A 19,811-nucleotide genomic window follows, 5' to 3' on the forward strand; every position below is an offset into this window, starting at 1 on the left:
GAATCGTACGAGGACGAACGGATGCACAAACGCCGGGTGGGTGAAGTTTCACGCAGGTCATCGTGCTTTGGCGTGACGTTGGCCGCCCGTTCACCCAGGTGTTGCTTCCCTCACCCCCGACTCCGCAACACCCGATCCGGTCCGGCGTGTCGTCCCTGGCCGGGACCGTTGCCCGCCCCTCGCACCGGCCGTCGGCCACCGGTCATGCTGCCGCGGTGAGCATCCCCGCGGCAGCGACCGGCGCAAGGTAGCGCAGTGGAACGGCAGGCTCGCCCCCGGCCGTCTCGGCGAGCCCCAGCGGCGTCCATGAGCCCGCGGCACGCTGTACTCCGTCAGTGGTCGACGACGAACGAAACCACGCGATCCGCGGTCTGCCGGGGCCACCCACTCAGGCGGCGAAGAATTCGTCGAGGTCGGTGGCGGTGAAGATGCGTTCGGCCCAGGTCCGCCGACGGTCGCCGTCCGCTGCCAGGACGGTCTCTTCGGTGCCGGTGGGCACGGGGGACCAGGGTACCCAGCGCATCTCGGGCCGGGGCGTCCAGATCGATGAGGTCCGCCAGATCCATGGCGGACCGCCACCGCCGCCCGTCGGTTCCGGCGTGCACGACCAGCGGAACCACTGCCGGCAGGGTCCGGGATTGCTTGTTGTCGCCGAGGTAGCGGCTCCAGATCAGCACCACGTACTCGAGTAGCCGGAATGCCATCAGCGGGTCGTTGCAGCTCTGGTGCTCGACGAGCACGAAGATGAACGCCTCACGACCGTCCACCCGTGTTCGGTACAGCACATCGGTGAATCGAGACCGGAGTTCGGCGGAGACCAGGCTTCCGGACACCAGTTCCAGCGAGTCCCAGTCGACCCGGCTGGTGAACGAGTCGGGCAGTTCCGACCGGATCTCGCCGACCACGTTCTCCCTGATCGACAGCACCCCACGGAAATACGGGTCGTGCGCATTGTTCGGCTTGTCGTCGGCCACGGCCGGTCTCAGCAGGCTCGGTAGAAGGCTTCGGTGCGCACCGCGAGGTCTTCGCCGACGGCGGGGTCGAGGTCCGGGGTGCCGGTCTCGCGCAGTCGGTCCGCCGCGGTCCGGTACTGATCGGCGAGATCGAGTGCGGTGGTGCGAACGGCGCCTTCGGACATGCGCTCGGCGCCGGTGCGGATGATCTGTTCGGCGGCGGCGTAGTCGTCGGCGATGCGGCCGGACAGTTCGGCGGGGTCGGTGTCGTCGCGCCGGTCGAACTGCTCGAGCAGACGGACGTGCACCGTACTGAGCTCGGTGTCGATCTCGGCCGCGACGGTGCAGTCCGTGGCGCCGGATGCGGCGATCGGGGCGGCCGGCGCCACGGACGGCACGGTCGGCGGCGTGGGCTCCGCCGCGTCCGGCTCGACGCCGATGCGGGCCGTGGTGACCGGCTCGGATGCGGCGGGCGGCGTCGTGGTGCGCGCAGGTGCGGCCTCGGCGACGGGAGCCGCAGTGTCGGTGTCGGTGCACCCGGACAAGCCGAGGCCGGTCAGCGCAACGGCGAGTACGGCGATCGAGAACGTGCCGATACGGATACTGCGACGGCGCACGGTGTCCCCCTGGACATTCGGTGACGGAAGGGTTCAGTCACCGGCATTGCGCTGGGCGTGGACCGTGGCGGGGTGGACCGCGACGATCCCGAGGCCTTCCCGGCGCCGGCAGTGCCGGGCCAGCTCCTCGTATGCCGGTGCGCCGAGTAATTCGGAGAGCTCCGGGCCATAGGATTGCCATACCGGCTTACTGCCGGTGTGCGCGTCGGGGGACCCGGAGCAGTACCAGTCCAGATCGAGGCCGCCCGGCCCCCAGCCGCGCCGGTCGTATTCGGTGATCACGGTGCGCAGGATCTCCACGCCGTCCGGCCGCTCCACCCATTCCTGGGTGCGCCGGATGGGCAGCTGCCAGCACACGTCCGGCTTCACTTCCAGTGGCTCGATCCCGCGGCGCATCGCCATCAGATGCAGCGCGCAGCCGGCGCCGCCCGGAAAGCCCGGCCGGTTCAGGAAGATGCACGCCCCGTCGTAGCGTCGGGTGCGCAGGGCCGGCTCGTCCTCGAGTTCGTCGACCTCGAGATAGCCGCGTTTGACGACCTTGCCCTGCTCGGAGGCCTCGTCCATCAGCTGCCAGTCCTCGGGTGTGAGCAGCTTCACCGCCTTGTTGAGGCGCTTGCGGTCGTCGGAATCGGAGAGGAACGCACCGTGCGAGCAACAGCCGTCGTCGGGCCGGTCGGCGAGGATGCCCTGACAAGCGGGCGTCCCGAAGACGCAGGTCCAGCGGGAAAGCAGCCAGGTCAGATCGGCGACGATCTGATGCTCGTCGTTTGCCGGATCGGTGAACTCGATCCACTCGCGTGGGAAATCCAGGTCGACCTCGGGGCTCGGATCCAGCTTCTTCCCAGGTCGGGGCCCGGTCTGTGGAGTCGCGCCTGCACTTGCGGTCACACCCCGAAACGTTAACAGTTCGCCTCTCCCGCTCTGCAGCGACCGGGCACCCAGTACCGTATTCATGTGCGGCTAGGTGTTCTCGACGTCGGAAGCAATACCGTTCATCTCCTGGTGGTGGACGCGCATCGTGGTGGGCACCCGCTGCCGATGAGCTCCACCAAGGCCACCCTCCGCCTGTCCGAGAACATGGATGCCGACGGGCGGATCACCGAAGTCGGCGCCGAGCGGCTGATCGGCACCGTCGCCGAGTTCGCCGATCTGGCCACCAAGTCGGGCTGCGAGGAGCTGATGCCGTTCGCCACCTCGGCGGTGCGGGAGGCGACCAACTCCGAGGAGGTACTCACCCGGGTGCTCGCCGAGACCGGGGTGGAGTTACGGGTGCTGACCGGCGTAGACGAGGCGCGGCTGACCTTTCTCGCGGTGCGCCGCTGGTACGGCTGGAGCGCGGGCCGGATCCTGAACCTCGACATCGGCGGCGGATCGCTGGAGATCTCCAACGGCGGCGACGAGGAGCCCGATGTGGCACTGTCGCTGCAGCTGGGGGCGGGCCGGCTGACCCGCGAGTGGCTGCACGACGACCCACCGGGGAAGCGCCGGGTGGCGGTGCTGCGGGACTGGCTGGAGGCCGAACTCGCGCCCCCGGCGAAACAGCTACGCGAGGCCGGTAAACCGGATCTCGCGGTCGGTACCTCGAAGACGTTCCGGTCCCTGGCCCGGCTGACCGGTGCCGCGCCCTCGGGGGCGGGCCCCCGGGTGCGCCGGACGCTGACCGCGTCCGGGCTGCGGCAGCTGATCGCGTTCATCTCCCGGATGACCGCCTCGGACCGGGCAGAATTGGAAGGCGTCAGTTCGGATCGGTCCCAGCAGTTGGTGGCCGGTGCCCTGGTTGCGGAGGCGAGCATGCGTGCACTGTCGCTGGACAGCATCGAGATCTGCCCATGGGCGCTGCGAGAGGGGCTGATCCTGCGCAAACTCGATATCGAAGCCAACGGTGAACGGCTGGTGCCGGCCGAGGCGCCGCCCGGGGTATCGGCGAACGGACGGAGAACGGTGTCGTCATGAGTGAGGACGCCAAACAGCTCTCGGTCGCCGAACTGCTCGCCCGCAACGGCCGGGAAGGCGGTTCGTCGAGTGGCCGGCGGCGCCGCGGTGGCCGCGGCGTCTCGGTGGCCGACCTGACGGGCGATATCCCGGCCGTCCCGAGCCCCGGTCATTCGCACGCGGCGCCGGAAGCGCCGGCCGAGCCGGCGGCCTATCCGCCGCCGGGCCCGGCCGAGCCCGACCAGTCGCCGATGTCGGGCCCGATCACCCGGTTCGACCCGCATGCCGAGCCGGCGGCGGGGGTCCCCGGTGATCCGTTCGGTCCGTACCGGGCCGAGGCACGCAGCGCCGAATCGCTCGGCTTGGATCCGGCCGCGGATTCGGGCTCCCGCTCGCGGCGGCGCCGGTCCGGCCGGCTCGGCGCGCCCGGCGAGGCAACCGGACCGCAGCCGGTCGATCCGGTGCTTGCCGGGCTGCTCGGGTCGGGCACCGGCCGGGGCGGCCGGCGACGTAAACCCGATCCGGTCGAGGACGCGCCCCCGCAGCCGGCGGTCCCGGAACCGGACGCGTCGAATGCGATGCCCAGCGGCCGGGCCGCCCGGCGGCGCGCCGCCGAGGCCGCCGAAGAAGCTCGGGCGGCGGAGGAAGCCCGGGCGGCGCAGGTCGCCGAGGACGCCCGCGCCGCCGAGGAAGCGCGTACCGCCGAAGCATTCCGGATCGCCGAGCAGGCCCGGGCCGAGGCCGCCCGCGCGGCCGATGCCGCGGCACCGGCGGCCTGGGCAGCACCCGCGTTCGGCGCACCGGCGGCCGATCCGGCGCCCGCCGATCCCCGTCCACCACTGGAACGCCGGGGGGCCGGTGGTGGCGGCCTGCCCGCGTGGTCCGCGCGCCGCCGCCGGCCGCCGGCCGATGCCGGGCCACCGGCGGGCGGATTCGCCACCCCTGCGTGGCCACCGCCGCCGGAACCTGTCGCGCCGCCCTTCCCGCCGCCGGGCCCGGCTTATCCGCCGCCCGGGCCGGAATCCGGTCCGCTGCCGCCGGTGGCCGAAGCCCATGGCAACACCGATGCGCGGACCGAGGTGTACCGCCCGATGCCGGGGCCGGGGCAGGACACGGAGCTGCTCGCCCGGCCGTCGGGGCAACCGGAGTTCCAGCCCGGCTACGGTGACCCGCAATCCGGTGATGCGGAGTATCCGGACTATCCGGAGTACGACTCCGGTGACTATCCGGTCGACGACTACGACGATTACGACGGCGATCGACCGGACGGATACGCCGATGATCCGGTCGGCTACGCGGATATGGATACCGATCCGGTCCGCCGGTCGCGCCGTGGGTTCGCCGGCCGGGCCGGGGGCACATTGCACCGGGGCCGGGCCGCCACCCGGACGGCGGGGCGCCGGGCGGCGGCGAAGCTCTCCGGTAGCCGGTCGGGTGCCCGCCGGGGCCGGGACCGGTCCGGGGCCGAGCCGGCCGAATCCGGTGCCGGGGGCCGATTGGCTCGCCTGACCGAGGCGATCGGCGGCGATTCGAACCGGGCGCAGTGGCTGATGCTCGCCGGGCAGGCGGTCGCCGCCGCGGTCGCCGGTATGTTGCTGTTCAAGGGGTTCGAAAAGCTCTGGGAGACGCTGCAACTGGTGGCGCTGTTCCTGTCGATGGCGGTGATCCTGGGCCTGGTCGCCCTTGTCCGGGTGCTGCGTCGGACCGACGACATGTTCAGTACCGCGATCGCGGTGGCGGTGGGCGTCTTCGTGACGCTGGGACCGCTAGCCTTTCTACTCAGTACCGGCTGAGTTCAGGGAGTGGCAGTGGGGAACATCGGACGCACGGACATATGTGTGGGGTTGTCGACGGCGTCGGTGTATCCCGAGAATGCCGAGGCGGCGTTCCGGTATGCCGCCGAGCTGGGCTACGACGGTATCGAGCTGATGGTCTGGGCCGAGCCGCTCAGCCAGGACATGGATGCGGTGGGTGAGCTGGTCCGGCAGTACGACCTGCCGGTGCTGGCCGTGCATGCGCCCTGCCTGCTGATCTCGCAGCGGGTGTGGGGCGCCGATCCGGTGGCGAAATTGGCCCGCAGCGTGCGCGCGGCCGAGATATTGGGCGCCGACACGGTCGTGGTGCATCCGCCGTTCCGGTGGCAGCGCCGCTATGCCGACGGCTTCGCCGGCCAGGTTGCGGAGCTGGAGGCGAACAGCCGGGTGCGGATCGCGGTGGAGAACATGTTTCCGATGCGGGCGGACACGTTGTTCGGCCGGCGGGATCGGGATGTGCGGCGGCTGGAACGGCGCGGTGGCCCCGGCCTGGCGGTGAGCGCATTCAGCCCGTCCTACGATCCGACCGATACCGGCTTCGCCCACTACACGCTCGACCTCTCGCATACCGCCACCGCCGGGGCCGATCCGCTGGAGCTGGCCGAGCGGATGGGTGCGGGCCTGGTGCATCTGCACCTGGCCGACGGCCGGGGCGCCGCGCACGACGAACATCTGATTCCCGGCACCGGCAGCCAGCCGTGCGTGCAGCTGTGCGAGCAGCTGGTGCGGACCGGATTCAGCGGCCATGTGGTGGCCGAGATCAATACCCAGACCGCCCGGACCACCGGTGCCCGGGCGACGATGCTGGCGCGGACCCTCGAGTTCGCCCGTACCCATCTGAACGGGGTGCCGCCGCGACCGCAGCCGCAGTCGTCGCCGGCCGATCTGTCGTAACGATCACACGTCCGAGACGGCCCGCGCGCCCGGCTTGTACGCTGTACGAAACCTTCTTCAGCGGACGAGCAGGAGTGACATGACCCAGGAGCTTTCCGTCGCTGCGGCTCCGGACGCCGCGGTGGACGCCCCGTTCGGCCGCGTGTGCGCGATGACCGAGCTGACCACCACCGACGCCACCACCGGCCGCTACGCCGGCGTGATCGATCCGATCTGGACCATCGGTTCGAAGGTGCACGGTGGCACGATGGTCGCGGCCAGTGCGGCGGCGGCCACCGCGTGGCTGGCCGAGCTCGCGCCGGCGACCGCGGATATGGCCCCGATCGCCGCGAGCTCCGACTTCCTCGGCGCACCCGACCCGGGCGAGGTGGAGTACGCGGTCCGGGTGCGCAAACAGGGCCGGCAGATCTGCCTGGCCGACGCCGAACTGATCCAGGGTGACCGCGTGCTGGTACGTACCGCCTTCACCTTCGGCCGCCCGGAGGACGCTGGGCCCCGGTGGGCCGAGCCGGGGCCCGACCTGCCGGTCGAGCCGGCCGCCGACGCGGTCGGCTACGGCGCGGACTCACCGATGGGCAGCGTCGTACACGTCGGGCAGGGCGCCCGGGTGTTCCTCGACGCGACGAATGCGGCCTTCCTGCGCGGGCAGACCGCCGATCCGGCGCTGCGGATGTGGATGCGTCCGTTCGACGGGGACGAAGTCGATCCGCGCACCCGGATGTACTTCGCCATGATGGCGGCCGATATGAGCCCGCCGGTACCGATCAACCTGGGCAAGTTCGGATGGGCCCCGACCGTGCAGATGACCACCTATCTGCGCCGCATCCCGGCGCCGGGCTGGCTGCGGATCATCGCCTCCTCGCGGACCGTGGGGGAGCGGATGTTCGACGAGGACCAGCTGGTACTGGACAGCACCGGCGCGGTGGTCGCGCAGAGCAGGCAGCTGGCGCTGATCCCGGCAGGATAGCCTTTTCTTCCATGACGAGAATTGCGGTGATCGGTGGTGGCCGGATCGGTGAGGCATTGCTCGCCGGTCTGCTGGAAGCAGGCCGGGAGCGCCGGGATCTGACGGTCGTCGAAACGGTGCCGGAGCGCGCCGAACATCTCGCCGAGCGGTTCGGTATCCGGGTGACCGGCGATATCGGCACCGGGATCGCCGGTGTCGATGTGGTGGTCGTCGCGGTGAAACCCGGCGATGTCGATGCGGTGCTCACCGAACTCGGCAAGGCGGAACAGGCCGAGGAGCGCGATCAGGTGGTGGTGTCACTGGCCGCGGGAGTGTCGACGGGCCGGCTGGAGACGAAACTGCCCGCCGGATCCGCGGTCGTCCGGGTGATGCCGAACACCCCGATGCTGGTCGGTCAGGGGATGAGCGTGATCACCCCGGGCCGGTACGCCACCGACGACCAGCTCGAGCTGGTCGCCGACCTGCTGGCCGGGGTCGGCCGGGTGACCACGGTGACCGAGGCGCAGATGGATGCGGTGACCGCGGTTTCCGGTTCCGGACCGGCGTATTTCTTCCTGGTGGCCGAGGCGATGATCGACGCCGGTGTCAGCATGGGCCTGACCCGGGACGTGTCGACCCAGCTGGTGGTTCAGACCATGATCGGGTCGTCGGCGCTGCTCGACGAATCCGGGCAGAGCGCCGTCGACCTGCGGGCCGCGGTCACCTCGCCGGCCGGTACCACCGCGGCGGCGCTGCGCGAGCTGGAACGGGCCGGACTGCGTTCGGCCTTCATGGAGGCGCTGCATGCCGCCAGGCAACGCTCGGTGGAACAGGGCGCATCCGATCAGTAACGGCCCGGCGGCCGGTCGGAGACGGGATTTCTCACACCCGTCGCAGTAACCCCACTGGTCCCGCTAAGCTCGATAGGAGCACGTGCGTGTCTGTTCCGCCGGTGGGGAAGCCGGCGGCGCGGACGTGCCGGAGGTCGATGGTGCTATGTCTTCGAACAGAATGTCTGCGAGTACAGGTTCGCAGGGACAACCGATGATCGGCGGTGGCACCCAGTTTCTGACGGTTGCCGAAGTCGCCGAGCTGATGCGGGTGTCGAAGATGACGGTGTACCGGCTGGTGCATTCGGGCGAACTGCCCGCGGTGCGCGTCGGCCGGTCGTTCCGGGTGCATGCCAAGGCGGTGCACGACTACCTGGAGACGTCCTACTTCGACGCCGGCTGACCCTGGTGGGCCGGAGGCGGTAGCGAAGTGTGACACCGCCTGAGCAAACAACGGTTGCTGCTGGATTCGGACAGTCGACACCGGCTGTCCGGGATGATCGACGTCCCGGTAACATGAACCTTCGGTTCGTGTCCGCCTGCCGGTGTCGGCCGCCACGCTGTGGCGCCGGGCAGCGACCGCATGACGATGCACGCGAAAGCGTGTGCCACTGCCGAGTAGAGAGAACGCGAGGAAACCCGATGGGTTCTGTGATCAAGAAGCGCCGCAAGCGCATGTCGAAGAAGAAGCACCGCAAGCTGCTTCGCCGTACACGGGTTCAGCGGCGCAAACTCGGCAAGTGAGCGGCACGCCTCGATTCTGCAGCGACTGAGCATCGCGGCGTTGCGTGTGCGACGGCCCGTCACCCCGGATACGGGGGGCGGGCCGTTTTCTTTTGCGGTCTGTCGGCGATCGGTTCTGCGCCCGGCAGTTCTCGGGATATTCTTGGTGGAACACACAACAAAGGGGGCTTTGCGTGGGGTCCGGTCCTATCGGTGGTGAGGCACGAGTGCGGCACACTCCGAAGGTTGCGCTGGTGACGGGTGCCTGCCGCTTCTTCGGTGCGAATGTCGCGGCTCGTCTCGCCCGGGAGCCCGGCGTCGAGCGGGTGCTCGCCGTGGACACCATGACCCCCGGCCGGGAACTGCGCCGGCGGCTCGGGAACGCCGAGTTCATCCGGGCCGATATCCGCAACCCGCTGATCCGGAAGGTGATCGACGGCAACGAGGTCGACACCGTCGTGCACGCCGCGGTGCTCGCCCGGCCGCCGGCCGGCGGCGGCCGGGCGGTGATGAAGGACCTCAACGTACTGGGGGCGATGCAACTGCTCGCCGCCTGCCAGAAGTCGGAGACGGTGCGCCGGGTGGTGGTCCGTTCCTCCACCGCGGTCTACGGCTGCAGTGCGAAGGATCCGGCCAAGTTCACCGAGGAGATGAGTGCGCGGCGCCCGCCCGGCGGCGCCTTCGCGCGCGATCTGATCGAGATCGAGGCGCTGGTCCGCGGCACCGCCCGGCGGCGCCCCGATGTGTCCGCCGCGATCCTGCGGCTGGCGCCGCTGGTCGGTCCCCGCCTCGCCGACCGCGGCGTGCAGTATCTGCGCTCCCCGGTCACGCCGACGGTGCTGGGCCGGGACGCGCGGATGCAGCTGCTACACGAGGAGGACGCGATCGCGGCGCTGACCACCGCCGCACTGCAGGCCCCGGGCGGCACGTTCAACATCGCCGGCGACGGGGCGCTGTCGCTGGCACAGGCGGTGCGCCGGTCCGGACGGATCGTCGTCCCCGTTCCACATCTGGTTTTCCGGTCCGTCGGGCGTACGCTGATGGGACCGGTGATGCGGGAGTTCAGCGGTGAACAACCCGATTATTTCCATTTCGGCTGTGGCCTGGACACCACGCGGATGCGGACCGAACTGGGTTTCGAGCCGCGCTGGACAACGGTACAGGCGTTCGACGACTTCATCGCGGGCGCAGCGTTGCGACCCGTCTTCGATCCGGCATGGATCGATGCCGCAGAACACAAACTGCTCGGCCTCGTCGGGGCCGGTACGGGAGCGCATTCATGAACGAGGGAGCGAAAGTCATCCGTCTCGACGATGTGAACGTCGAGACCCGGCAACGAATCGCACCCCGGCGTTGGCCGGAACCCGCACCGGGCGCCCGGCCGGCCACACCGGTGACCGATCTGCATGCCCGGCGGCCGGGGGCGGCGCCGATGCCGTCGGAGAGGGCGCTGTCCGATGTGCTGCGTTCGGCGCTCGGCCGGCAGATCGAACGCACCGCGGAGTTCGCCCGGCGCCGGCTCACCGGCGACTACCGCGTCGACGACTTCGGCTTCGATCCGCATCTGCTGGAATCGGTGATCCTGCCCGCCCTGCGTCCGCTGTCCGACTACTGGTTCCGGGTCGAGGTGTCCGGACTGGACAACATTCCGGCCACGGGCGGTGCGCTCCTGGTGTCGAACCACGCGGGCACGGTGCCGCTGGACGGCTTGATGCTGCAGCTGGCGATTCACGACCGGCATCCGGCGCACCGGGCGCTGCGGCTGCTGGCCGCCGACCTGATCTTCGAGATGCCGGCGCTGGGGGTGCTGGCCCGTAAGGCCGGGCACACCTTGGCCTGCCGTGCCGACGCCGAGCGCCTGCTCCGCTCCGGCGAGCTGACCGGGGTGTTCCCGGAGGGGTTCAAGGGCGTCGGTAAGAACTACGCCGACCGCTACAAGCTGCAGCGGTTCGGTCGCGGCGGATTCGTGGCGGCGGCCGTCCGCACCGGCGTCCCGATCATCCCCTGCTCGATCGTCGGTTCCGAGGAGATCTACCCCAAGGTTGCCGACCTCAAGCCGCTGGCTCGGTTGCTCGGACTGCCGTACTTCCCGGTCACGCCGCTGTTCCCGCATCTGGGTCCGCTCGGCGCGATCCCGCTGCCCTCGAAGTGGTACATCGAATTCGGCGACCCGATCCCGACCAGCGGCTACGACCCGGAGGCCGCCGACGACCCGATGACCATGTTCGACGTCACCGACCAGGTGCGCGAGACCATCCAGCACACCCTCTACAAGCTGTTGACCAAGCGCCGCAACGTCGTGATGGGCTGAGCGGGGCGGGTTGATTCTCGTAGGCAGGCTCAGCCTTCGTGTTTGCGGGTCACCGCCGCGGCCACCGCGCCGCCCGCGGCGCCCAGGGCCAGGGCGGTCGGGACACCGATCTTGGCGGCCTTGCGGCCGGTCCGGAAGTCACGGATCTCCCAACCACGGTTCTTCGCGACCTCGCGCAGGTCGGAATCCGGGTTGATCGCCACCGCGGTGCCGACGAGCGAAAGCATCGGAACGTCGTTGTGGCTGTCGGAGTAGGCGGTGCAGCGTTTCAGGTTGAGCCCCTCCCGGACGGCGAGGGTGCGTACGGCATGCGCCTTACCCAGCCCATGCAGGATGTCACCGACCAGCCGGCCGGTGAATCGGCCGTCCACGCTTTCGGCGACGGTGCCCAGCGCACCGGTGAGACCGAGCCGCTTGGCGATCACCTGGGCCAGCTCCACCGGCGTCGCGGTGACCAGCCACACCTGCTGACCGGCGTCCAGATGCATCTGGGCCAGGGCCCGGGTGCCCGGCCAGATCTTGTCGGCGATGATCTCGTCGTAGATCTCCTCGCCCAGTTCGGCCAGTTCGGCGGTGGGGCGTCCGGCGATGAAGGACAGGGCCTTCTCCTTACCGGAGGCCATATCGGAGGAGTTCTCCTTGCCGGTGACCCGGAACTTCACCTGCTTCCAGGCGACATCGGCCAGGTCGGAGGTCTTGAAGTACTTGCGCGCCGCGAGGCCACGGGCGAAATGCACGATCGATGCGCCCTGCACCATCGTGTTGTCGACATCGAAGAAGGCGGCGGCGGTGAGGTCGCGCGGCACCTCCGGTCCGGCCTCCGCGGCACCGGCGGCCAGTTCGGCATCGTGCAGGGTGAGTGCGGCGTCGGCGCTCGCCTCACCGGCCAGGTTGGCGCGCAGTTCCTCTTCGCTCGGACCGAACGGGCTGCGCGGGAACCGGGCCAGGCCGGACTGCCAGCGCACGGGCAGCTCGCCGAATCGCCCCGCGACGAACCCGGCCCTCGTCCCCTTCGATCGTTCCGGCACCAGTAGTACCCTCCGCTAGACCCATCGCTAGTCGCGCGAACCATGTCCACAGTAACCGGATTCGCCGACACTCTGCGTCCGCCCGGGAGAATGAATATCCGTCATGACGAATAACACACATACGGTGACCCTGTTGACGCGTGCCGGTTGCGGAATGTGCACCGTCGCATATGAGCAATTACTGACGATCTGCGGTGATTTCGGTCTCGAGGTGAGCACCGTGGATGTCGACGAAGCCGCAGCCGGCGACCCCGGCCTGCGGGCCGAGTACGGCGACCGGTTGCCGGTGGTGCTGCTGGACGGCCGGGAACACAGCTATTTCGATGTCGACGAGGCGCGGCTGCGGGCCGATCTGGGCGGCTGAGTCGTGGTGAATATCGTCCGATTCCGTCGCAGTGCTGGTCGCAGCGGAAAATGAGGCCAATTTCACCGACTTTGTGAACGCCTGCACAAGCGGTTACGGTGGGTGTCACGCAATCCGAACACCATGCATCCGATACCCGTACCCCGGCACCGGTGAGGTTCCGCTGCCGGTGGCCGACCGAGGGACCGGACCGCATCCTGGCCCGGAACGAGGAGCCGACGACGTGACAGAGCAGCAAGAGACGCCGGGTGGCGTCTCCATGGCTCTGCAGCGGGACCGGATCAAGGACATCCCGCAGGCCACGGTGACCCGGCTGGCCACCTATCTACGTGTCCTCGCCGGGTTCGCCGACGACGGTGTAGCCATCGTATCGAGTGAGGAGTTGGCTGTCGCGGCGGGTGTCAATTCCGCGAAGCTGCGCAAGGATCTGTCCTTCCTCGGTTCCAACGGTGTCCGGGGTGTCGGCTATGACGTGGTCCGCCTGCGCACCAGGATCGAGGATGTGCTCGGGCTCTCACAGGGACATCGGGTGGTGCTGGTCGGCGCCGGCAATCTGGGCCGGGCGCTGGTCGGTTACGGCGGTTTCCGGGCCCGCGGATTCACGGTCGTCGGGATCTTCGACAACGATCCGGGCGTGATCGGACTGTCCTGCGGCGGGCTCGTCGTCCGGGATGTCGCGGCGCTGGCCGAACAGGTCGAAGTCCTCGCGCCGACCATCGGGGTGCTGGCCGTTCCGGACGATGCCGCGCAGGAGGCCTGCGATCGGCTCGTTGCCGCCGGTCTCGTCTCGATCCTGAGCTTCGCTCCCGGTCGGCTGCACGCGCCCGACGGAGTCGAGGTCCGCCGGGTCGACCTGGCGCTGGAACTGCAGATGCTCTCGTTCGAAGCGGCGCGCCAGACGGCGGTGCTGCCGGACGTGGCCGCGCCCGTACCCGGCCGGGTCGGGCGCCGGTCGGCGCAGGCGCATCCGGCCCTCAAACATTCCGCGTCGGCCGAGCCTGCGCATCCCGCCCGGCGGCGCCGGGTACACCCGGAGTCGGAGTCGAGCACCAAGGGATCGGTGATCACCCCATGAGTGTCCTTCTGGTCGGAATCTCGCACCGCAGCGCGCCGGTCGCAGTGCTGGAGAAGGTCGCCGTCAGTGACGCCGACCGGCCGAAGCTGATCGATCGGCTGCTCGCCTCGACGCATGTCTCCGAGGCGATGATCGTCTCGACCTGCAACCGGGTCGAGGTCTATGCGGTGGTCGACGCCTTCCACGGCGGCCTGGGCGTGGTCAGCGAGCTGCTGACCGGACACTCCGGGATGGATCTGGCCGAGCTGAGCAAACATGCCTACGTCCGCTACAGCGAGGCCGCGGCCGAGCACCTGTTCGCGGTGGCCAGCGGCCTGGACTCGATGGTGGTCGGCGAACAGCAGGTACTCAGCCAGATCCGCAGCGCATATGCCTGCGCCGACGGTCGGCAGGCGGTCGGGCGCACGCTGCACGAGCTGGCGCAACACGGCCTCCGGGTCGGCAAGCGGGTGCACTCCGAGACCGGGATCGACCGGGCCGGGGCCTCGGTGGTGTCGGTGGCGCTGGACCGAGCCCGCGGCGTGCTCGACGACCTGGCGGGCCGCAATGCGGTGGTGCTCGGTGCCGGGGCGATGGGCGGCCTGGCCGTGGCGCATCTCGCCCGGGCCGGGATCGGCCGGATCACCGTGGTGAACCGGACCCAGGAGCGGGCCCAGCGGCTCGCCGAGACCGCGCGGACCATCCACGGTGCCGACGCCGAAGCGGTGCCGTTCGACGAACTGACCGCGGCGATGGCGAATGCCGATGTCGTGCTGACCTGCACCGGTGCCGTCGGTGCGGTGGTCAACCTCGCCGACACCCACCGGGCGCTGGCGCAGCGGGCCCGGACCGAGCTGGCCGAGGCACCGCTGGTGTTCTGCGACCTGGGGCTGCCGCGGGATGTGGAGCATGCGGTCGCCGGACTGCCCGGCGTGGTGCTGATCGACATCGAATCGCTGCAGCGGGATCCGGGTGCCGGAGCGGCCGCCGACGATACGGCCGCCGCCCGCAGCATCGTCGCCGACGAACTCGCCAAGTATCTGGCCGGACAGCGGATGGCCGAGGTCACCCCGACCGTGGCCGCACTGCGGCAACGGGCCGCCGAGGTGGTCGAGGCGGAACTGCTGCGGCTCGACTCGCGCCTGCCCGACCTGGCCGACCCGGCCCGGGACGAGGTGGGCCGGACGGTGCGCCGGGTGGTCGACAAGCTGTTGCACGCCCCGACCGTGCGGGTGAAGCAGCTGGCATCCACCCCGGGCGGCGACAGCTATGCCGAGGCATTGCGGGAGCTGTTCGAACTCACTCCGGGCGCGGTACAGGCGGTGGCCGCGCCGATGGAGGTCAGTGCGGTGGGCGAGCCCAGTCCGGACGGCCACCTCGCCTTCGGCGGCGAGATCATGCTCGCCGACGATTTCACCGCCGGACACCGTGGCGGACAGCCGCGCAGTGACGACCAGGGACAGGAATCATGACCGCAGTGCAGGAAGAGGCCACCGTGACCGGATCCGGCAGCCGCGCGCCGTGGCGAATCGGGACCCGCGGCAGTGTGCTCGCGCTGACCCAGGCCGGGACCGTCCGCGACGCGTTGATCGCGGCCGGGCAGCCGGCCGAGCTCGTCGTGGTCAAGACTCCGGGTGACCTGTCCTCCGACCCCGTGCAGAAGATCGGCGTCGGCGTGTTCACCTCGGCGCTGCGCGACGAGCTGGCCGCGGGCACGATCGACATCGCCGTGCACTCGTACAAGGACCTGCCGACCGAGCAGGACCCACGTTTCACCATCGCCGCCGTACCGCCGCGCGAGGATCCGCGGGATGCGCTGGTCGCGCGGGACGGCTTGGTGCTGGGCGAACTGCCCGCGGGTTCGGTGGTCGGTACCTCGGCGCCCCGCCGGGCCGCCCAGTTGCGCGCCCTCGGTCTCGGTCTGGAGATCGTCCCGCTGCGCGGCAATATCGACACCCGGATCGGCAAGGTAGCTGCCGGTGAACTGGATGCGATCGTGATCGCCCGGGCCGGGCTGTCCCGGGTGGACCGGCTCGACGAGGTGACCGAGGCCCTGGAGCCGGTGCAGATGCTGCCCGCGCCCGCCCAGGGTGCGCTCGCGGTGGAATGCCGCAGCGATGAACCAGACCTGATCGAGGTACTCGCCGGCCTCGACGACGCTCCGACCCGCGCCGCCGTGCTCGCCGAACGCACGCTGCTCGCGGAGCTGGAAGCCGGCTGTACCGCCCCGATCGGAGCCCTCGCGGAGGTGGTCGAGTCGCTCGACGACGACGGCCGCGTCATCGAGGAGCTGTCGCTGCGCGCGTGCGCCGCGGCGATCGACGGGTCCGACGTGTTGCGTGCCTCCACCGTGGGCGCGCCGCGGGACGCCGCGGAGCTCGGCCGGGCGTTGGCCCGCGAGCTGCTGGACCTGGGTGCTCGCGAGTTGCTGAGCGCCGCGGATCCGGCCGACGATGAACCGGGAACCGGTTCCCCTTCCCCGGCGGTGACCGCCCCCGCCGAAGACTTCACCAATCCCAGCCCGATGGAGAACAGCCGATGAGCAGCCGAGCCACCAAGAAGCAACCCGGTCGGATCCTTTTCGTCGGATCCGGCCCCGGCGACCCGGCCCTGCTGACGGTACGGGCGCGGGAGGCCCTGGCGAAGGCCACGCTGGCGTTCACCGATCCCGATGTCGACAAGGGGGTCCTGGCGCTGATCGGGACCGCGGTGGAGCCCGGCCCCGACGGGGAACGCCCGGTCGAGGTGCGGCCGGCCCTGGGCGAGCCGAACGAGGTCGCCAAGACCCTGACCGCCGAGGCCCGCAGCACCGGCCGGGATGTGGTGCGCGTGGTCGCGGGCGACCCGCTCACCACCGATTCGGTGATCGCCGAGGTCAACACCGTGACCCGGTCGCACCTGGTGTTCGAGGTGCTGCCCGGGTTGCCCACCGGATCTGCGGTGCCGAGCTATGCGGGTATCGCGCTGGGATCGGGGCATACCGAGGCCGATGTGCGAGGTGAGGTCGACTGGGCCGCGCTGGCGGCCGCGCCGAGTCCGCTGGTGCTGCACGCCACCTCCGGGCATCTGGCCGAGACCGCCAGCGCGCTGGTGGAGCACGGGATGGCCCCGCAGACCCCGGTCGCGGTGACCGTGCGCGGCACCACCCGGCAGCAGCGCACCATCGAGGCCACCCTGGCCACCCTGAACAGTGCGGCCTCCGAACTGGTCGGCCCGCTGGTGGTGACGGTCGGCAAGCAGGTGGACAAGCGTTCGAAGATGTCGTGGTGGGAGTCGCGGGCCCTGTACGGCTGGACCGTACTGGTGCCGCGGACCAAGGACCAGGCCGGCGAGATGAGCGAGCGGCTGGTCACGCACGGCGCCATCCCGATGGAGGTACCGACCATCGCGGTCGAACCGCCGCGCAGCCCCGCGCAGATGGAACGTGCCGTGAAGGGGCTCGTCGACGGCCGCTACCAGTGGGTGGTGTTCACCTCCACCAATGCGGTGCGGGCCGTCTGGGAGAAGTTCGGTGAGTTCGGGCTGGACGCGCGGGCCTTCTCCGGTGTGAAGATCGCCTGTGTCGGCGAGGCTACCGCGGACAAGGTGCGTTCCTTCGGGATCCGTCCCGAACTGCTGCCCAGCGGGGACCAGTCCTCCGAGGGCCTGCTCGCCGACTTCCCGCCGTACGACGACGTGTTCGACCCGGTCAACCGGGTGCTGCTGCCGCGCGCCGATATCGCCACCGAGACCCTGGCCGAAGGGCTCCGGGAACGTGGCTGGGAGATCGACGACGTCACCGCCTACCGGACTGTACGGGCATCCCCGCCGCCCGCCGAGACCCGCGAGATGATCAAGACCGGCGGCTTCGACGCGGTCCTGTTCACCTCGTCCTCGACCGTCCGCAACCTGGTCGGCATCGCGGGCAAGCCGCATGCGCGCACTATCGTCGCCTGCATCGGGCCGAAGACCGCCGAAACCGCGGTGGAGTTCGGCCTGCGCGTCGATGTGCAGCCCGAGACCGCCCAGGTGGGGCCGCTGGTAGAGGCGCTGGCCGAACATGCCGCCCGGCTGCGCGCCGAGGGCCTGCTGCCGCCGCCGCGGAAGAAGAGCCGTCGGCGCAGCAGCAGCACCGGCTAGGTGCCGCGGCACCGTCAGCTGCGGCTGTAGCGCAGCAGGCGGCGGACCAACCGGCAGGTGACGTCGGAGGGCGGTCGCAGCTCGATCTGCTCCGCGGTGCGGCGGATGGTGCCGTTGGTCGCCTGGCTCGGCAGGTACACACCGGAATCGAGCAGGGCGATGGTCAGGCGCATCGCCTTCAACCGGCGGTTGTGCATGACGTACCAGCTGCGCGGCCGGCCTGCCGGCAGGCGCTGCTTGGTGAGCGGTGCGTACGACTCGATGAACGAGCCGGGCCGGTCCAGGGGGCGGGGCCGGGGCCGGTCGGTGCGCGCCCGGCCGGACCGCTGCGGGTCATGGGATTGCGGGTCGAGGGCTCGGAGTTCGTTGTGCATATGCGTCCTCCCGTCGCAGTCGAGGCCGATCCGCCTCTTAGAACACGCTTTCGATTCTAACGGTGGGTACCGACAGAAAAACGGGTCGGCGTATCGTGCGGGTATGACCGCATTCGACCGCCCGCGGCGGTTGCGCCGGACTCCGGCACTGCGCCGGCTCGTCGCCGAAACCACCGTGCAGCCAAGGCATCTCGTACTGCCCATGTTCGTCGCCGACGGGCTGGACGAACCCCGTCCGATCGGGTCGATGCCCGGGGTGTATCAGCACACCATGGACTCGCTGCGCAAAGCCGCGGTCGAAGCGGTCACCGCCGGCGTCGGCGGGTTGATGCTGTTCGGGGTGCCGCGCCCCGAGGACAAGGATCCCACCGGCAGCCTGGCCAGCGATCCGGACGGCATTCTCAACCGCGGTCTGCAGGCGCTGTCGCACGAGGTCGGCGACGCCACGGTGGTGATGGCGGATACCTGCCTGGACGAGTTCACTGACCACGGGCACTGCGGAGTGCTCGGATCCGACGGTTCCGTCGACAACGACGCGACCCTGCACCGCTATGTCGACATGGCGCTCGCCCAGGCCGAATCCGGTGCCGACCTGCTCGGCACCAGCGGCATGATGGACGGCCAGGTCGGCGCGATCCGGCGCGGCCTCGACGCGGTCGGCCGCACCGATACCGGCATCCTCGCCTACGCGGCCAAGTACTCGTCGGCCTTCTATGGACCCTTCCGGGAGGCGGTCGGTTCCTCGCTGCAGGGGGACCGGCGGACCTACCAGCAGGATCCGGCCAATCGGCGGGAATCGCTGCGCGAACTGGAACTCGATCTCGCCGAGGGCGCCGATATCGTCATGGTGAAACCGGCCATGTCGTATCTGGACATCCTGCGCGAGGTCGCCGACCACGCCACTGTTCCGGTTGCGGCCTACCAGATCTCCGGCGAATACGCGATGATCACCGCCGCCGCCGAACGCGGCCTGATCGACCGACGCGCGGCCATTCTGGAATCGCTGACCGGGATCCGTCGTGCCGGCGCGGACATCGTCCTGACCTACTGGGCGAGTGAGGCGGCGCACTGGCTGTCGTAACGGCGAGCCGGTGACGATACCTTGGCCTGGTGAGCGAACCGCACGGAACCGGAAATACGGCACAGTTGTCCACCCCGGTGGACGTCGGCACCGCACGTCAACTCTGGTGGGGTGTGGCCGGTCTCGGCATCGTGCAGCTGATCGCCGCCGTTCCGCAGGTGCTTGCCGAGCGTCCCGATTTCACCCGGCAGATGCTCGATCGGATGCGCGAGCAGGATCCGGAATTCCCCCGGGCGGCGGCCGATGCGGCCGTCTGGTTCGCGCTCGGCTTCGCGGCGCTGCTCTGGGTCGGGCTGCTCGCGCTGACTGTGTTGTTCGCGCATCTGCTCACCAAGGGCAAGTACTGGGCCCGGGTGGTGCTGACCGTGATCGCCGCCTGGCTGATCCTCGGGGCGGTGGGTGCGCTCTTCGCGGTCGGCTCGGTGGGCGGGGTGGCCGATATCGTGTCCGGCGCCACCTCGATCGTGCAGGGGGTATCGGCCGCCGGTGCCGTCTTTCTGAGTCACCGTGCCGATGCCAACCGGTTCTTCCTGCAGAAACGTCGTTGACTCGGTGATTCGGCAGGGGCGGTTTTCGCTCCGTACTACCGCCGGGTATGGTGAGGGCTGTCACAACGGGCGGGTGGTCCGGGGGATCGGAGGCATTGATGCGAGTCGTTATCCAGCAACCGCACACCGTGCGGCGCGACCTCACGGTCATCGGCCTGCTGATCCTGTTCGCCGTAGCTACGGTTGCGGTGCTGCTGCTGACCGCAGTGGCCGCCTGATCGCA

The 19,811-nt window shown here is 70.1% G+C and carries 21 protein-coding genes; 16 read left to right on the top strand and 5 right to left on the bottom strand.

Translation table 11 applies throughout. The annotated features are described in order from the left end of the window. Positions 1–332 precede the first annotated feature (332 nt). The 3 genes from AC1HFH_RS04115 to AC1HFH_RS04125 are packed head-to-tail and all read right to left on the bottom strand — an operon-like array spanning position 333 to position 2,404. Positions 333–974 (bottom strand): Rpn family recombination-promoting nuclease/putative transposase, encoded by a 642-nt coding sequence (locus AC1HFH_RS04115; protein ID WP_480246103.1) that lies wholly within the window; start codon positions 972–974, stop codon positions 333–335. A gap of 8 nt (positions 975–982) precedes the next feature. Beyond that, entirely contained in the window at positions 983–1,570 is a 588-nt protein-coding gene (locus AC1HFH_RS04120; RefSeq protein ID WP_480246104.1) for a hypothetical protein, read from the bottom strand. A 33-nt stretch (positions 1,571–1,603) separates the two neighbouring features. Beyond that, complete coding sequence (locus AC1HFH_RS04125) at positions 1,604–2,404, bottom strand: DUF3109 family protein (RefSeq protein WP_480247697.1); 801 nt, start codon at positions 2,402–2,404, stop codon at positions 1,604–1,606. 120 nt (positions 2,405–2,524) lie between these two features. Here AC1HFH_RS04125 and AC1HFH_RS04130 point away from each other — a divergent pair, with 120 nt between their 5' ends. The 9 genes from AC1HFH_RS04130 (at position 2,525) to AC1HFH_RS04170 (ending at position 11,020) form a co-directional block, all read left to right on the top strand. Then, complete coding sequence (locus AC1HFH_RS04130; RefSeq protein ID WP_480246105.1) at positions 2,525–3,523, top strand: Ppx/GppA family phosphatase; 999 nt, start codon at positions 2,525–2,527, stop codon at positions 3,521–3,523. Further along, positions 3,520–5,295, top strand: coding sequence for a hypothetical protein (locus tag AC1HFH_RS04135; RefSeq protein WP_480246106.1), 1,776 nt, complete (start codon positions 3,520–3,522; stop codon positions 5,293–5,295). The genes AC1HFH_RS04130 and AC1HFH_RS04135 overlap by 4 nt, the downstream gene beginning before the upstream one ends. 45 nt (positions 5,296–5,340) lie before the next feature. Continuing rightward, positions 5,341–6,210 (top strand): sugar phosphate isomerase/epimerase family protein, encoded by an 870-nt coding sequence (locus AC1HFH_RS04140; protein WP_480246107.1) that lies wholly within the window; start codon positions 5,341–5,343, stop codon positions 6,208–6,210. Between the two features lie 79 nt (positions 6,211–6,289). Beyond that, positions 6,290–7,177 carry a thioesterase family protein gene (locus AC1HFH_RS04145; protein ID WP_480246108.1) on the top strand — a complete coding sequence of 296 codons (888 nt, stop codon included), beginning with the start codon at positions 6,290–6,292 and terminating at the stop codon, positions 7,175–7,177. An 11-nt stretch (positions 7,178–7,188) separates the two neighbouring features. Next, positions 7,189–8,007: a pyrroline-5-carboxylate reductase gene (gene proC / locus AC1HFH_RS04150; RefSeq protein ID WP_480246109.1), complete on the top strand. Its 819-nt coding sequence runs from the start codon at positions 7,189–7,191 to the stop codon at positions 8,005–8,007. 160 nt (positions 8,008–8,167) lie between these two features. Beyond that, positions 8,168–8,389, top strand: a complete 222-nt coding sequence (locus AC1HFH_RS04155; protein ID WP_480246110.1) for a helix-turn-helix domain-containing protein — start codon at positions 8,168–8,170, stop codon at positions 8,387–8,389. Between the two features lie 239 nt (positions 8,390–8,628). After that, a complete protein-coding gene (locus tag AC1HFH_RS04160) occupies positions 8,629–8,730 on the top strand; it encodes a 30S ribosomal protein bS22 (RefSeq protein ID WP_003402602.1) in 102 nt (33 codons plus the stop codon). A gap of 233 nt (positions 8,731–8,963) precedes the next feature. Beyond that, complete coding sequence (locus AC1HFH_RS04165; protein ID WP_480246111.1) at positions 8,964–9,992, top strand: NAD-dependent epimerase/dehydratase family protein; 1,029 nt, start codon at positions 8,964–8,966, stop codon at positions 9,990–9,992. Next, positions 9,989–11,020 (top strand): lysophospholipid acyltransferase family protein, encoded by a 1,032-nt coding sequence (locus tag AC1HFH_RS04170; protein ID WP_480246112.1) that lies wholly within the window; start codon positions 9,989–9,991, stop codon positions 11,018–11,020. Before AC1HFH_RS04165 ends, AC1HFH_RS04170 begins: the two co-directional genes overlap by 4 nt. A gap of 29 nt (positions 11,021–11,049) precedes the next feature. Here AC1HFH_RS04170 and AC1HFH_RS04175 read toward each other — a convergent pair whose 3' ends face one another. Next, positions 11,050–12,048 (bottom strand): HAD family hydrolase, encoded by a 999-nt coding sequence (locus AC1HFH_RS04175; protein ID WP_480246113.1) that lies wholly within the window; start codon positions 12,046–12,048, stop codon positions 11,050–11,052. A 103-nt stretch (positions 12,049–12,151) separates the two neighbouring features. Between AC1HFH_RS04175 and AC1HFH_RS04180 the strand changes: the two genes are divergently transcribed. From AC1HFH_RS04180 to AC1HFH_RS04200, 5 genes are all read left to right on the top strand, one after another. Further along, positions 12,152–12,412 (top strand): glutaredoxin family protein, encoded by a 261-nt coding sequence (locus tag AC1HFH_RS04180; protein ID WP_480246114.1) that lies wholly within the window; start codon positions 12,152–12,154, stop codon positions 12,410–12,412. A 223-nt stretch (positions 12,413–12,635) separates the two neighbouring features. Then, positions 12,636–13,487: a redox-sensing transcriptional repressor Rex gene (locus tag AC1HFH_RS04185; protein WP_480246115.1), complete on the top strand. Its 852-nt coding sequence runs from the start codon at positions 12,636–12,638 to the stop codon at positions 13,485–13,487. Beyond that, positions 13,484–14,938 (top strand): glutamyl-tRNA reductase, encoded by a 1,455-nt coding sequence (locus AC1HFH_RS04190; protein ID WP_480246116.1) that lies wholly within the window; start codon positions 13,484–13,486, stop codon positions 14,936–14,938. The genes AC1HFH_RS04185 and AC1HFH_RS04190 overlap by 4 nt, the downstream gene beginning before the upstream one ends. Next, the gene (gene hemC / locus AC1HFH_RS04195) at positions 14,935–16,008 is read left to right on the top strand and encodes a hydroxymethylbilane synthase (protein WP_480246117.1); all 1,074 of its coding nucleotides are present in this window, start codon (positions 14,935–14,937) and stop codon (positions 16,006–16,008) included. The genes AC1HFH_RS04190 and hemC overlap by 4 nt, the downstream gene beginning before the upstream one ends. Then, a complete protein-coding gene (locus AC1HFH_RS04200; RefSeq protein ID WP_480246118.1) occupies positions 16,005–17,585 on the top strand; it encodes a bifunctional uroporphyrinogen-III C-methyltransferase/uroporphyrinogen-III synthase in 1,581 nt (526 codons plus the stop codon). Before hemC ends, AC1HFH_RS04200 begins: the two co-directional genes overlap by 4 nt. A 14-nt stretch (positions 17,586–17,599) precedes the next feature. On the opposite strand, the gene AC1HFH_RS04205 is transcribed toward AC1HFH_RS04200, so the two are convergent. Then, the gene (locus AC1HFH_RS04205; protein ID WP_480246119.1) at positions 17,600–17,959 is read right to left on the bottom strand and encodes a hypothetical protein; all 360 of its coding nucleotides are present in this window, start codon (positions 17,957–17,959) and stop codon (positions 17,600–17,602) included. A gap of 103 nt (positions 17,960–18,062) precedes the next feature. On the opposite strand from AC1HFH_RS04205, the gene hemB reads away from it, so the two are divergent. Next, positions 18,063–19,040, top strand: coding sequence for a porphobilinogen synthase (hemB, locus tag AC1HFH_RS04210; protein ID WP_480246120.1), 978 nt, complete (start codon positions 18,063–18,065; stop codon positions 19,038–19,040). Between the two features lie 29 nt (positions 19,041–19,069). Then, positions 19,070–19,588, top strand: a complete 519-nt coding sequence (locus AC1HFH_RS04215; protein WP_480246121.1) for a hypothetical protein — start codon at positions 19,070–19,072, stop codon at positions 19,586–19,588. Positions 19,589–19,811 lie beyond the last annotated feature (223 nt).

Source organism: Nocardia sp. KT25-26 (genome assembly GCF_056627695.1).

What these genes read in the sequence shown, in the direction of transcription:
- AC1HFH_RS04205 (WP_480246119.1), bottom strand. Translation starts at nt 17,959, where the DNA reads ATGCACAACGAACTCCGAGCCCTCGACCCGCAATCCCATGACCCGCAG.
- AC1HFH_RS04135 (WP_480246106.1), top strand. Translation starts at nt 3,520, where the DNA reads ATGAGTGAGGACGCCAAACAGCTCTCGGTCGCCGAACTGCTCGCCCGC.
- AC1HFH_RS04200 (WP_480246118.1), top strand. Translation starts at nt 16,005, where the DNA reads ATGAGCAGCCGAGCCACCAAGAAGCAACCCGGTCGGATCCTTTTCGTC.
- hemC (WP_480246117.1), top strand. Translation starts at nt 14,935, where the DNA reads ATGACCGCAGTGCAGGAAGAGGCCACCGTGACCGGATCCGGCAGCCGC.
- proC (WP_480246109.1), top strand. Translation starts at nt 7,189, where the DNA reads ATGACGAGAATTGCGGTGATCGGTGGTGGCCGGATCGGTGAGGCATTG.
- hemB (WP_480246120.1), top strand. Translation starts at nt 18,063, where the DNA reads ATGACCGCATTCGACCGCCCGCGGCGGTTGCGCCGGACTCCGGCACTG.
- AC1HFH_RS04180 (WP_480246114.1), top strand. Translation starts at nt 12,152, where the DNA reads ATGACGAATAACACACATACGGTGACCCTGTTGACGCGTGCCGGTTGC.
- AC1HFH_RS04170 (WP_480246112.1), top strand. Translation starts at nt 9,989, where the DNA reads ATGAACGAGGGAGCGAAAGTCATCCGTCTCGACGATGTGAACGTCGAG.
- AC1HFH_RS04190 (WP_480246116.1), top strand. Translation starts at nt 13,484, where the DNA reads ATGAGTGTCCTTCTGGTCGGAATCTCGCACCGCAGCGCGCCGGTCGCA.
- AC1HFH_RS04145 (WP_480246108.1), top strand. Translation starts at nt 6,290, where the DNA reads ATGACCCAGGAGCTTTCCGTCGCTGCGGCTCCGGACGCCGCGGTGGAC.
- AC1HFH_RS04160 (WP_003402602.1), top strand. Translation starts at nt 8,629, where the DNA reads ATGGGTTCTGTGATCAAGAAGCGCCGCAAGCGCATGTCGAAGAAGAAG.
- AC1HFH_RS04155 (WP_480246110.1), top strand. Translation starts at nt 8,168, where the DNA reads ATGTCTGCGAGTACAGGTTCGCAGGGACAACCGATGATCGGCGGTGGC.